The organism is Pseudomonas sp. dw_612, assembly GCF_018449725.1.
Taxonomy (GTDB): Bacteria; Pseudomonadota; Gammaproteobacteria; order Pseudomonadales; family Pseudomonadaceae; genus Aquipseudomonas.
Window position 1 is genome coordinate 265198 of the sequence record NZ_JAAVVC010000004.1, and the last position, 14336, is coordinate 279533.

Below are 14336 nucleotides of genomic sequence, written 5' to 3' on the forward strand. Positions count from 1 at the left end.
TTGATCAGGCTCCGTTTATGGGTTCGCTATCGTCTGCGTTATCCGGCAACCACCGGCAGTTCAAGGCCCGGGTGACGTTGCAACGCTTGCGTCGTGAACTGCCTGATCAACGTGGTGCGCTCATTGGCGTAGTTGGTGACGATGGCGTTCATGCTTTGGTTGAACTGCTCTCGGGTGTAATGCAGTTGGCCGTCAAGTTGCGCAAAGGCGCGCGCGGCGTTGATGAGGATTTCGGAAAAGTGTTCGCGATGCGTACTTTCCAGGTATTCGGTCCAAAACTCCTGATCGGTGATCCAATCGGTCAACAGCGTTGAATGCTCGGCCTTCACCACCTCGGCGTATACCCAATCGAGGGTCGGTGGAATCACATCCACATTCAGGCGATTGTTCATCTCCCGGGGCTGCGCGGGCAGATTCAGGCGTTCGGCCAGGCCCACCCGAAAGGCCAGGCTGATCTCCATGGCATGTTCGCCGGTCAACGGGCCGGTTCGGCGGCGCGAGAGAATGTTTCTCAGCGCATACCGCTCGACTTCCTGCAACCGGAACAGCCCGCGCAGCAACATGGCCAGCTCACCTTCCAGCGCATTGATCCCGGTTCTGGCGGCGTTCATGGCCCGGTAGCACAACACCCGTACATGCAAGTCGCTGAACAACAGTGAAATCCCGTCGGCACTGCTGCGGCCGGTGCTGGCCATGCGGAACAGCGTTCGACGCAGCGCATCGTCTTCGGCCGCCGCCGACACCACGTCCCAGACCCGCAGGCTCAACGAGCGATAGACCATGCGGAAATCCGCGGTATAGCGCAGCCGCGTCAGCAGCGAAAAGAACGGCTGACCTTCCGGGTAGGCCAGCAACGCACTCCATAACAAACGCTTTCGCACCGCCTCCTCGCTGGTGACGCCGGTCAGCCAGGTCGAACTCATGCTCATGTCCGCCACCGCTTCCGCCAGCTCCAGGGATTGCCCCGTCATCATCAGGCCGAGACTGATTTCGGCGGTCAACTGATAAGCCGCCACCTGCCGCTGCGTCTCGGGGGTCAATGGATTGCCGGCGATATCGGTGCCTCTGTTCAACCGGCCCGCAGCGGCAAACACGTCTTCGGGGATCTTGCTGATACGGTTGTAACGCAGGTCCAGGACACGCAAGTGGTTCAGCCCGCTCGCCCCTTCAGGCCACTGACTGATCTTGGTATTACACAGGTCCAGTCGCTCGAGTTGCACCATTTGCGCGACATTGGGCGTCTGGCCCAGGGTCGGATTATTGCGCAGGTTCAGGCTCTTGAGGCGGGTCAATCCCGCCAGTTGATCGACTGAAGCGTGCGTTAGCTGAATCTGGTTGTCACTCAGGTCCAGGGTTTCGAGACGGGACATGTTGCCAATAGCCTGCGCCAGCCGGGTTTGCTGATTGCCGGCCATAGACAGGTGTCGCAGTTGTTTGAAGTTGTGCAGAAAGCTGTTCAGCCCGGCGCTGCTGCCGATGCGATCCATGACCAGCGTGCCGACATGGCTGAAATCGCCCGTGATCACGGGCATGTCCCCCACTTGCAGCGGCGACAACGTCAGCTCATACAGCCTGCCGTCGAGGGTCAGCGTGCTCGGGGTCTCTTTGCGCCAGCAACGGATGATTTCCCCGGCGATCCGGTTTTTGGCGAGCGTCGAGACTTTGAGGCGCTGCCCGTCCGGCGCGTGATACCAGGTTTCGCGCCCGACCCAGCTTTGCAGCACTTCGATGATTTTCAGGAACTCGAGCCTGAGGTTCTCCAGCGTTCTGGCGGCCAGTACCTCGACGTGTCCCAACCCTGCCAGTAACAGATTGATCTGCTCCCCTGATTGAGTGGGGTAAAGCTCTTGAGCCCGATGGATCAATGCGCGAGACCTGACCGGCGGTGTCACGGGTTTGGACGGCGTTGCATTAACAGCACCGCCCAGCAACGGGTCAGCCAAACGCATGGGCGAGACATAGCCTGCGCGAGTGAAAGGGATACCCAAGGTCTCTCCGGCCATTGCGTGGCGCTCCAGCGCCTTTGCGCTGATCTTTTCCCTGAGCGCCACCCCACGCTCATCAGTCGTCACACCCAACGCCTCTCGACGTCCAGGCGTCAACCCTTCCCAGAGCGCCTGGAAATAATGCTCGCGGGTGCGCCCCGGCAGATAGCTGAGGACGTCGTAATCCTCGTTCATGGCCTCGTAGCGATCAGAATGGGCGCTGATCAGCAGTTTTTGCGAGGCATTGTCCGACCCCATGCTGGCAAATTCTTCGGTGGGGAATGACCACTCCAGCACACGAAGATAAATGTCGCTTTTCCATCCGGGCAGATGCTGGAGGGCACTGAACACCAACCGGTCGGTGTCGATCCCGCCGGCAGCGCTCAGGTACAGTCCTTCATAGGCCCGAGTGATGCGCACCACCTGCTGGAATCGACGCGCTTCTTCGGCAAGACGCAATGGCACTTTCCCGTCATCCAGCTCATCCCATTCACTGGTTTCGGCGTAGTGGACCAGTTCATCGAGGACGCTGTTGGGCAGGTCGGGAAATTCATTACGCAAAGGCGTGGAACGGCTGGCATCGGCAGACACGCCGCGCTGGTAAATCCAGTTGAACAGCTCCAACCGTTTGCGATCAGCCTGTTGAGCCAGCAGCCCCACCAACGCCTCGACCTGCTTGTCAGCTACCGTGGTCGCAGCCCCCAGCAGGTGTTCCCTTTCGCCAGCACTGAGCCCTGCCAGCAAGCGCGAATGGAAGCCCCCCTCTTGAACTTGGGCCTGGGTCAGGGTGATGGTTGTTTTCGACGCGATGGCATCCACGTGAGTGAACGCCTCAAGCGTCTGGCCGACGACATCGACGACCTTGAGGCTGACCTGTGCGGGCCATTTTTTCAACGTCATCAACAGCCGAAACTGTAGGTTGGCATCGGCCAGGGCCGCAGACGTTACGCCCTGCAACTGTTCGATAAACTGACTCACCGATTGATCGGTCGCGAAACGTCGAACGGTATCGACCAACAGCGCAGGAGGATTTATGCGATCAATCAACGCTCGACGCAAAACGAACTCATTGACGGCACTGACCGAAAGAATCTGTAGCGCCCTGGTATCCGCAATATCCTGCTCCGAGTAACCCATGCGCCGGAATAATTGCAGTCGATTCCACTCCTGGGGCAGCTCGGAATCGTGGCGCCATGCACCCGCATCGTTGGTTTCGAGCTTCGGCGAGTAACCTTCCCGGGCCGATGGCATATGAACCTCCCATAACCCGCTGTCTGGCTGCGGTCGAACGGCATACACATGTTTGCCCATCGCCAGATACGCCTGATTATTGATCCAGCGCAGCCCTCTTTCGTCGGGCTTGAGCCAGGCCGGCAGCGTCATGTCCTGGCGATAGGGCAGCAAATCCGGTTTCCACAAGCGTTCCTCGTCACCGGCCAGCCTGATCTGCCGCAAGGTTTCAACAAAGCTCGAGCCCCGGACTTTCAGGAAGGATGCTTTCATTGCTCTCGCGCCGGCGGACAGCGCAGCCGTGACGATGAGATTCTCCAGTGTGTCGAAAAAATAATCCGTGGCCTGCTCCTGCTCCCCGGCGGCCCAACTCTCTATTCCGTGGTAAACCCCCAGCAATAGCTGGGCCGCAGCGACCGCCATCATGACCTCACCGATCACCGGGATGAACGAGGCGGCGAACAACGTAATATCGAGACCCAACTCCTTGTAACCCTCCAGTCGGGCAACGCGGGTTTTCTCGTCTTCGTCATCGGTCGGCACTACCAGTTGCCGCGCATCCGACATCACCCGAATCACGCGCTGGCGATAGAGTTCGGTGAACAGATCGGCATTGACCGTGACGGCGGTCACGGGGATGTAGGCGGTGCTGGATGGGAGCAGCCAGCCGTTAGTCGGCCTGAGCAAACGGGTTTTGAGCATGGCTTGAAAGCCTGCGCGATCCACCAGCGTAATAAACCCCGTGATAAACGACTGGAACCCATCCGAGCGCAGTCGTTGGCTAAAACCGGATTCAAATCGCCTGAAGGTCGGGTACTCCCTCAAGGGTTCGTCCGGATCGCCAGGCAAATACAACACGCAAGGGTTGTCGGCGTACTCCCCACCGTTGGCCGCGACGATCAGCATGGCGCCATGCAGGGCATGTCCCATCAACTCCAGGCGTTTAAGAACAATGGTCTGTTGCCCGAGCTTGATCGACGGCTTGTTTTCCAGGAGCTCTCCAAGCATCTGGAAAACCGCCTCGCCAATGTGCCCTTTCATTAACCCCGTGTGCCGATCGACATCGAGTTGACGCAAGGAGTGGGCCGCGCATTTTTTTCGAACCTCGCCGATCGTGGCGTAAGGTTGGAATACGCTCTCGAGATACGTCTGGTATTGCTTGCCCAAATCCAGCTTGCGACACAGTTGAGCAAACTCATGGGGCTGGATTGCCAGTACTTTATTGCCTCTTCCATTTACTCGTTCCGGTTGGTAAATCAAGGAACTTTCATGTTGGTTACTGGCCAGTGTTTCACTGCTTTCAAAGTTTTCACAGGCGGCGACCAGTAAATCCCTGTCGATGGGTAACGTGAGTTTTTTCCTTAGCCCAAGCAAACTTGAAGTGGAACGAACATGTTGAAAAACAACACCTCTTATATCCAGGGGTTCTCCCAACTGATCAGACATGGCTTTGACTAATAGAGGGGCGCAGAACTTTTCCGGGCCTTTCAGCCCGGCCATTGCATTGCAGACTTCAGCACGGGAGTGATGGCTGGCAACCAGGCTGGCATGCAGCGCGTTGCGCGTTGGTGCGGCAGCCTGTAACAACCAGCGTGGAAGTTCCTTACGCTTGAAAAAGTCGAAAAAAACCCCTTGTTCTTCAGGCGTCATATCCAGGGTTGTATTAGCAGTTGAAGTTGACGACATATCCAGTGAACCCTTGCGACTGATAAGAGGCACTGAGTCTATCGGTAGCCACTTCAATTAAAAGCGCTAATAACCGATAACAACCTTTGCCAACACATCAACAATTCAAGTTCCAACAATATTTATATACCGCCCACTCATTAATTGTTTGTGCCACACCATCGACCCGCGACTTAAACTACCGAACGGCGCCCATAAAAAAACCCGGCCACTCAGTGGCCGGGCTCATGTCGGGTTTACCAGAAGCGTTGTTGAGTCAGGCGACTCCACCAGCTCAACAACACGCGGTCGATGGAACCGCTGGCGGCCAGGCCGACCCGTTCCTGAAGGCTTTTGCGTTCGGCGTAGCGCAAGTGGAACAACTCGGCACTCTTGGCCCGCTCGGACAGGTATTCGTCGCTGGTCTTCAGTTCGTCCACCAGTTGTTTATCCAGCGCGGCGATACCGAGCCAGATCTCGCCGGTGGCCACTTCATTGATGGCCAGTTGCGGGCGATAGCGCGACACGAAGTTCTTGAACAGCGCGTGGGTGATGTCCAGGTCTTCCTGGAACTTCTCGCGGCCCTTCTCGGTGTTTTCGCCAAACACGGTCAGAGTGCGCTTGTACTCGCCGGCGGTCAGCACTTCGAAGTCGATGTCGTGCTTTTTCAGCAGGCGATTGACGTTGGGCAACTGCGCCACCACGCCGATGGAGCCGAGAATGGCGAACGGAGCGCTGATAATTTTCTCGCCGATGCACGCCATCATGTAGCCACCGCTGGCGGCGACCTTGTCGATGCACACGGTCAGCGGCACGCCGGCGTCACGGATACGCGCCAGTTGCGACGACGCCAGGCCATAGCTGTGGACCATGCCACCGCCGCTTTCCAGGCGCAGGACCACTTCGTCCTTGGGCGTGGCGAGGGTCAGCAGTGCGGTGATCTCGTGGCGCAGGCTTTCAGTGGCGGACGCCTTGATATCGCCATCGAAATCCAGCACGAACACCCGGGCCTTGGCTTCGGGTTTCTTCTTCTGTTTTTTTTCGGTTTTGGACTGGGACTTGCGCAGGGCCTTGAGCTGATCCTTGTCGAGCAGGGATTGCTCCAGGCGTTCGCGCAGCCCTTTGTAGAAATCATTGAGTTTGCTGACCTGCAACTGACCGGCTGACTTGCGCCGACCCTTGCTGCGCAATGCCGCGAAACTGGCCAGGACCACCAGAATGGCGATCACCAGTGTCACGGTCTTGGCCAGGAAACTGGCGTACTCGGCAAAAAACTCCACACAGGACTCCTTTAATACTGATGCGCGGCTGAAACACTTGCGCGGAATGACTCCAGCATACCCATGCCCCGCCTTTGGGGCCAGCCATGAAACCTCTGGAAACAGGCCTGTAACGGGCATTTCAAACAAGCGTATGTTTTTTCATTGACAGCTCACGGTCATCCTCATAACCTCGCCAAACCTTCAACGTACCGGGATGACGCGGACGTGGGCAGCATCTACTTGATTCGACATGGCCAGGCCTCCTTTGGTGCAGACGACTATGACGTCCTGTCGCCGACCGGTGTCCGCCAGGCAGAAATCCTCGGCCAGCACCTCGCTGAGCTGGGTGTCAGCTTCGATCGCTGCCTCTCGGGGGACCTGCGTCGCCAGCAACATACAGCCAATAGCGCACTGGAACAGTACGCCGCCGTGGGCCTGCCGGTGCCGACCCTGGAAACCGATTCCGCCTTCAACGAATTCGACGCCGACGCGGTGATCCGCGCCTTGCTCCCGGCCATGCTCGACGACGAGCCGCACGCCCTGGACATCCTGCGCAACGCCGCGCAAAACCGCGCCGAGTTCCAGCGCATCTTCGCCCTGATCATCGAACGCTGGCTGGCCGGCACCTATGACACGCCGGGACTGGAAAGTTGGCTGGGCTTTGTCGAGCGCGTACAGGCCGGTCTGCATCGCATTCTGGAGCAGGCCGACAACACGCAGAAAATCGCCGTGTTCACCTCCGGCGGCACCATCACCGCCCTGCTCCATCTCATTACGCAAATGCCTGCCCGGCAGGCCTTTGAGCTCAACTGGCAAATCGTCAACACCTCGCTCAACCAACTGAAGTTCCGTGGTCGCGAGGTGGCTCTGGCTTCCTTCAACAGTCATGCGCACCTGCAACTGCTGAAGGCCCCGGAACTCATCACGTTTCGCTGAGTCCGGACTATTGTGACCCTGGCTGTAATCACCCAGCTCTAATTACCCAAGAAAGGATCAAACCATGACCTCCGTAGCTGATGCCGTACAAGCAATGAAAGCCAAGTTCAACCCAGCCGCCGCTGCCGGTCTGGACCTGGTCTTCGGTTTCCGCATCGACGACACCAAGAACTTCTCGCTGATCGTCAAAGACAGCACCTGCGAGCTGCAAGAAGGCGAAAACCCGGACGCCCAGGTCACGCTGGTGATGGACGGCGAAACCCTGGAAGGCATCGTCGACGGTTCGACCGACGGCATGCAGGCGTTCATGGGCGGTAAACTGCGCGCTGAAGGCGACATGATGCTGGCGATGAAACTGTCCGAGCTGTTCCCTTCGTAAGATGACGGCTCCCTGATCGGGGAGCCTCTCTGGCTGCAAGCGAATCCCGTCTATATGGCGGGATTCGTGCGTCTGGGCGTCGGGAATCGGTTTTGCGGTCTATATTCCTTCTGGCCGCATGCGTCAGACATCGGCTGTTCTTTGATGAACCACCGAGCGGAGAACGCTGCCATGAGCCCACCTGACGACCACGACGGATTCAACCGCCGCCGTGTACTGCAAGGCCTTTCGGCAGGTGCCGTCGGTGCCTGGGTCAGCCCACTTTTCGCAGGGAGTAAAACCATGCCCGATGCCCCGGCCGATCTGATTCTGTACAACGGTCGCTTGCACACCGTTGACCGCAAGAAACCCCAGGCCAGCGCGGTGGCGATCAAGGACGGACGCTTCGTGGTGGTCGGCAGCGACGCCCAGGCCATGGCCCTGCAAGGTCCCGGCACGCAGATCATCGACCTGCACGGACGCACGGTGATCCCCGGCCTCAACGACTCGCACCTGCACCTGATTCGCGGCGGCCTCAATTACAACCTTGAACTACGCTGGGAAGGCGTGCCGTCACTGGTCGATGCCTTGCGCATGCTCAAGGACCAGGCGGACCGCACACCGACGCCGCAATGGGTCCGAGTGGTGGGTGGCTGGAACGAATTCCAGTTCGCCGAAAAACGCCTGCCCACGATTGAAGAATTGAACAAGGCTGCGCCGGATACCCCGGTGTTCGTCCTGCACCTCTACGACCGCGCCCTGCTCAACCGCGCCGCGCTGAAAGTGGTCGGCTACACCCGTGACACGCCGAACCCACCCGGCGGAGAAATCGTCCGCGATTCGAACGGCGACCCGACCGGCATGCTCATCGCACGGCCCAATGCGATGATTCTCTACTCGACGTTGGCCAAGGGGCCGAAGTTGCCGCTGGAATATCAGGTCAACTCGACCCGCCAGTTTATGCGCGAACTCAATCGTCTCGGCCTGACCAGCGCCATCGATGCTGGCGGTGGCTATCAGAATTACCCCGACGATTACCAAGTCATCCAGCAATTGGCCAAAGACCAGCAACTCACAGTGCGCATTGCCTACAACCTGTTCACCCAGAAACCCAAGGAAGAACTCACCGACTTCAAGAACTGGACCAACACCTCCCATTACGGTCAAGGCGACGACTTCCTGCGCCACAACGGCGCCGGGGAAATGCTGGTGTTTTCGGCAGCGGATTTCGAAGACTTCCTCGAGCCGCGCCCGGACCTGCCGCAAACCATGGAGCAGGAACTGGAACCGGTGGTGCGCCACCTCGTCGAACAGCGCTGGCCGTTCCGCCTGCACGCGACCTACAACGAATCCATCAGCCGCATGCTCGACGTGTTCGAGAAGGTCAATCGCGACATTCCGTTCGATGGTTTGCCATGGTTTTTCGACCACGCCGAAACCATCACCCCGCAGAATATCGAGCGCGTCAAAGCCCTCGGCGGCGGCATTGCGATTCAGGACCGGATGGCGTTTCAGGGTGAGTACTTTGTCGATCGCTACGGCGCCAAAGCCGCCGAACACACCCCGCCGATCGCCCGCATGCTGGCCGAGGGCATTCCGGTCGGCGCCGGCACCGACGCTACGCGGGTCTCCAGCTACAACCCTTGGACCTCCATGTATTGGCTGGTCAGCGGCCGCACCGTCGGTGGTCTGGAACTGTACCCGCAAGGCCTTAGCCGCGACACGGCGCTGGAGCTGTTCACCCACGGCAGCGCCTGGTTCTCCTCCGAGCAAGGCAAGAAAGGCCAGATCAAGGTCGGGCAACTGGCGGACTTGATTGCGCTGTCAGCGGACTACTTTCACATCGAGGACGAAGCGATCAAGTGGATCGAATCGGTGCTGACCATCGTCGATGGCAAGATCGTCTACGGCAGCGTCGAGTTTGAAAAACTGTCACCGCCACCGATCCCGGTGGTGCCCGAGTGGTCGCCCGTGACCAAAGTGCCAGGGCACTGGCAACCGCTGGCGCCGCTGACGGCGCAGGTTCACCAGTGCGTCGGGGCGTGTGCGGTGCATGCCCATAGCCATGAACGGGCGCGGTTGTCGGCAGCGCCGGTCAGCGACTTCCAGGGATTCTGGGGCGCGTTTGGGTGCTCCTGTTTTGCTTTCTGAACACCGGTTTCACTGACATTCATAATCCCCCCTGTGGGAGCGGGCTTGCTCGCGAAAGCGTCAGGTCAGTCGATGCAAATGTTGACTGACACACCGCTTTCGCGAGCAAGCCCGCTCCCACACGAGTCCTGCTTTGTTCTGTCAATGTTTGATCCCCGTCAGTAGCCCGCCTCCCCGCACTCTCTACTATCGCCCTTCCATCGAAAGCCAGGGACGGCTCACTACGAGCCCACGGCTGAACATTTTCAAGGAAGAGGCACTCATGCGTTCACTGAAGATCATTCTGCTGTCATCCGCCTTCAACGGCCTGACCCAACGGGCCTGGCTCGAATTGCGTCAGGCCGGGCACAGTCCCAGCGTGGTGCTGTTTACCGACGAAGGCGCGGTGTGCGAGCAAATCGAACATAGCGGCGCCGACCTGGTGATCTGCCCGTTCCTCAAGGACCGGGTGTCGCAACAGCTATGGAGCAACACCCGGCGCCCGGTGGTGATCATCCACCCGGGCATCGTCGGTGATCGCGGCGCCAGCGCCCTGGACTGGGCCATCACCCACGAACTGGAACGCTGGGGCGTCACCGCGTTGCAAGCGGTGGAAGAAATGGACGCCGGGCCGGTCTGGGCCACGTGCGAGTTCAACCTGCCCCAAGGCCTGCGCAAATCCGAGCTGTACAACGGGCGGGTCAGCGACGCGGCGATTCGTTGCATCCGCGAGGTCGTGGAAAAATTCATCAACGGTTTCGTACCAGTGCCGGTGGATTACAGCCAGCGCCAGGTGCTGGGCCGCTTACAGCCGAACATGAAACAGGCCGACCGCACGTTCAGTTGGCATGACTGCTCACGCTTTATCAAACGCAGCATCGACGCGGCCGACGGTCAGCCGGGGGTGCTGGCCAGTCTGGCGGGCGGTCAGTACTACGTGTATGACGCGCATCTGGATTCCCGCAGCGGTACGCCGGGGGAGATTCTGGCGGTGCACGACGACGCGGTGCTGGTGGCGACCGGTGATCACAGCCTGTGGATCGGTTCGTTGCGGCGCAAACCGTTGCCCGGCGAAGAAACCTTCAAACGCCCGGCCCGGCACGTGCTCGCGCAACAACTGCGCGAAGTGCCCACCCTCGCCTGGTCGATTGCGTCCCACCCGTTCAACACCGAGTCCTATCAACCGATCAGCTACCGCGAATCCGGGCAGGTCGGCGAGCTGACCTTCGAGTTCTACAACGGCGCCATGAGCACCGAGCAGTGCCAACGGCTGGTGGACGCCTTGCGTTGGGCCAAAGCTCGGGACACCCAGGTTTTGCTGATCAAGGGCGGACGCGGCAGTTTTTCCAATGGCGTGCATTTGAATGTGATTCAAGCTGCCGAGGTACCGGGGCTGGAAGCCTGGGCGAATATTCAGGCCATCGATGACGTCTGCGAGGAACTGCTGACTGCCCGGCAACTGGTGATCAGCGGCCTGACCGGCAGCGCCGGAGCCGGCGGTGTGATGCTGGCGCTGGCCGCCGACATCGTCTTCGCTCGCGCCGAAATCGTGCTCAACCCACACTACAAAACCATGGGTTTGTACGGCTCCGAATACTGGACCTACAGCCTGCCTCGCGCGGTGGGCCGGGCCATGGCGGAAAAACTCACTGAAGAATGCCTGCCGGTCAGCGCGACCCAGGCGTTGCAACTGGGCATGCTCCAGGAGATTGGCCCGCGTTGCCCGGATGAGTTTGGTTTGTGGTTGTTGCAGCGGGCCAATGGGGCGTTGAACGATCCGGCGTATGCGGCGATTCGCGAGCGCAAGGGGCGCGGCGATACGCAGTTGATGCAGCATTGCCGGAACGCGGAATTGGAGGAAATGCATTTGGACATGGTGCAGAACAGGAAGCAGTTTGCCGAGAAGTGCCGGAATTTTGTGTCGAAGCGCACGGTGTGTGGGACGCCGCGGAGGTTGGTGGCGCAGTGGGCTCAGGAGGTTGAGTTAGCCGAGTGATTTTTCGGCGCTTGTGATGGCCTCTTCGCGAGCAAGCCCGTTCCCACAAGGGATTTGTGAATGCCACAGATCCAATGTGGGAGCGGGCTTGCTCGCGAAGAACGATAACGCGGATTCAGGGCTGTAAAAGCAGCGCCACCAACGCCGTCCACCCCGTCTGATGACTGGCCCCCAACCCACGCCCGGTCTCGCCATGGAAATACTCATGGAACAACACCAGGTCGCGACTCGCCGGGTCGGCCTGTAACTGTGCATACCCCGCCATCGACGGCCGATTGCCCTCTTCATCCCGCAGGAACAGCCTGGTCAGCCGCTGACTCAAGCTGTCCGCCACCTCTTCCAACGAAGCGAGAAACCCCGACCCCGTCGGGTATTCCACCGAGAAGTTCTGGTCGTAGTAACGGTGAAACTCGCGCAAGGATTCGATCAGCATGTAGTTGATCGGCATCCACACCGGCCCGCGCCAGTTAGAGTTGCCGCCGTACAGCCGCGATTCGGATTCCGCCGGTTCGTAATGGGCGCACAGGCTGTCGCCGTTGATGCGGATGCCGAAGGGTTGTTCAGCGAAGGCCTTGGACAAGGAGCGAATGCCGAAGGTTGACAGAAACTCGCCCTCGTCGAGCATGCGCTTGAGCAAGTCCTTGGTCCGTTCACCGCGCAACAGCGCCAGCAACATACGATTGCCTTCGCCAGGTTCCGTCCAGCGTGACACCAGACTGGCCAGGTCCGGGCGATGGCGCATAAACCCGAGCAAGCGCTCGCGCAAGCCGGGCAGGCCTTCGTGTTCGTGCTGCTCCAGAACCTGCACGGCAAACAGCGGCATCAGACCGACGATCGAGCGCAAGCGCAGCGGTTCGTTTACCCCGTCGGGACGGTGCAACACGTCGTAGAAAAACTGATCCTGCTCGTCCCACAAGCCTTCAGCGTCGGAGTCGATTTTATTGATCGCCCCGGCGATGTAGAGGAAGTGTTCGAAAAACTTCACCGCGATGTCGACGTACACGCTGTTGCGTTTGGCCAGTTCCAAAGCGATGCGCATCAGGTCCAGGGCATACGCGGCGACCCACGCCGTGCCGTCGGCCTGATCGAGTTGATAACCGGGCGGCAGAATCGCCGAGCGGTCGAACAGCGCGATGTTGTCCAGCCCAAGAAAACCACCCTGGAACAGGTTGCGACCCTCGGCGTCCTTGCGGTTGACCCACCAGGAAAAATTCAGCAGCAACTTGTGGAAGATCCGTTCGAGGAAGTCCATGTCCCCTGCCCCGGTCAGCGCCTTGTCCTGCTGATACACGCGCCAGCAGGCCCAGGCGTGCACCGGCGGATTGGCGTCGTCGAAGCGCCATTCGTAGGCCGGCAACTGGCCGTTGGGGTGCATGAAACGGTCTTTGACCAGCAGCAACAATTGATGCTTGGCGAACCCCGGATCGATCAGCGCAAACGCCACCGCTTGAAAGCCCAGATCCCACGAGGCATACCACGGGTATTCCCAAGTGTCGGGCATCGAGACAATGTCGAAATTCGACAGGTGCCGCCAATGGGTGTTGCGAATGTGTGTGCGCTCGGGCGGCGGCGCGGGTTGCGCCGGATCGCCGTCGAGCCACTGGTTGACGTCGAAATAGTAGAGCTGTTTCGACCAAAGCAACCCGGCCAGGGCCTGGCGCTGCACATTGCGCGCGTCGGCGTCCTTGATGTCGGTTTGCAGTGCGGCGTAGAAACCATCGGCTTCGGCGCGGCGGCGTTCGAACAAGGTGCGAGCGTTAATCTGCGGCGAACCGGCCGGGGCAAAGCGCAGGAACACGCTGCGGGTTTGGCCGGCGTCGAAGTTCAGGATGAAATGCGCGGCGACTTTCGTGCCGCGGTCATGCCGCACCGCCTCAGTGGCGCCATCGACGATAAAGTCATTGATACCGTCCTTGAACGGCCCCTCCGCCGGCACACCGTCGAGTTTGGGAAAGTTGCTCTGGTTTTCGCAGAACAGCCATTCGCAATCGGCCTCGCCCCAGGCGGTCACTTGTCGGTCCGGCACTTGCGGATGTTGGGCCAGGATCTGATCGCCATTCAGGCTCAGGTTTGGTTTCTGCCCATCGACCACCCAGCTCCAGGTATTGCGCGCCCACAGTTGCGGCAAGACTTGCAAACGTGCCGGCTGATCGGCGCGGTTGTGCACGGTGACGCGCATGAAAATATCGTCGGCAGTGTGCTTGGCGTATTCCACGGTCACGTCGAAATAGCAATTGTCGTCGAACACACCGCTGTCGAGGATTTCGTACTCGGTCTCGGCCAGGCCCCGACGGGCGTTTTCGGCCACCAGATCGGCGTAGGGAAACCCGGCCTGCGGGTATTTGTAGAGCATGCGCATGTAGGCATGGCTCGGCACGCCGTCGACGAAGAAATACAGCTCCTTGACGTCTTCACCGTGATTGCCTTCGCTGTTGTTCAGGCCGAACAGACGCTCCTTGAGAATCGGGTCGCGCTCGTTCCACAAGCCCAGTCCCAGGCACCAGTGCTGGGCCTTGTCGGAGAACCCGGCGAGGCCATCCTCCCCCCAGCGATAGGCGCGGCTGCGTGCATGTTCGTGGGGGAAATAACGCCAGGCGTCGCCGTCGCAGCTGTAATCCTCACGCACCGTGCCCCACTGCCGCTCGCTCAAATAAGGCCCCCACTCGCGCCAGTCTTGAGCCTCGCTGCCGGCCAGGCGCTGGCCTTCAGGGGTGTCGAGAATGTTGGTGACGGGTTTTGCCGGCATGGGGTGGTCCGTTGGGGCGGGAGACGGT

General features: G+C 59.8%; 7 protein-coding genes. 4 read left to right on the forward strand and 3 right to left on the reverse strand.

Going from position 1 to position 14336, the window contains the following annotated elements; genetic code table 11:
- Positions 1–38 precede the first annotated feature (38 nt).
- On the reverse strand, positions 39–4901 hold the full coding sequence (locus HB680_RS08830) for an NEL-type E3 ubiquitin ligase domain-containing protein (protein WP_346657365.1): 4863 nt from the start codon (positions 4899–4901) through the stop codon (positions 39–41).
- A gap of 236 nt (positions 4902–5137) precedes the next feature.
- Complete coding sequence (gene sohB / locus HB680_RS08835) at positions 5138–6160, reverse strand: protease SohB (protein ID WP_213938118.1); 1023 nt, start codon at positions 6158–6160, stop codon at positions 5138–5140.
- Between the two features lie 207 nt (positions 6161–6367).
- On the opposite strand from sohB, the gene HB680_RS08840 reads away from it, so the two are divergent.
- The 4 genes from HB680_RS08840 to HB680_RS08855 all read left to right on the forward strand — a co-directional run bounded on the left by HB680_RS08840 (position 6368) and on the right by HB680_RS08855 (position 11562).
- A complete protein-coding gene (locus HB680_RS08840; protein ID WP_213938119.1) occupies positions 6368–7078 on the forward strand; it encodes a histidine phosphatase family protein in 711 nt (236 codons plus the stop codon).
- Positions 7079–7142: 64 nt separating this feature from the next.
- The gene (locus tag HB680_RS08845) at positions 7143–7457 is read left to right on the forward strand and encodes an SCP2 sterol-binding domain-containing protein (RefSeq protein ID WP_008015934.1); all 315 of its coding nucleotides are present in this window, start codon (positions 7143–7145) and stop codon (positions 7455–7457) included.
- A 282-nt stretch (positions 7458–7739) separates the two neighbouring features.
- Positions 7740–9587: an amidohydrolase gene (locus HB680_RS08850; RefSeq protein WP_213938244.1), complete on the forward strand. Its 1848-nt coding sequence runs from the start codon at positions 7740–7742 to the stop codon at positions 9585–9587.
- A 262-nt stretch (positions 9588–9849) separates the two neighbouring features.
- Positions 9850–11562 (forward strand): hydrogenase maturation protein, encoded by a 1713-nt coding sequence (locus HB680_RS08855; RefSeq protein WP_213938120.1) that lies wholly within the window; start codon positions 9850–9852, stop codon positions 11560–11562.
- Positions 11563–11677: 115 nt separating this feature from the next.
- On the opposite strand, the gene HB680_RS08860 is transcribed toward HB680_RS08855, so the two are convergent.
- On the reverse strand, positions 11678–14308 hold the full coding sequence (locus tag HB680_RS08860) for a glucosidase (RefSeq protein ID WP_213938121.1): 2631 nt from the start codon (positions 14306–14308) through the stop codon (positions 11678–11680).
- Positions 14309–14336: the final 28 nt, after the last annotated feature.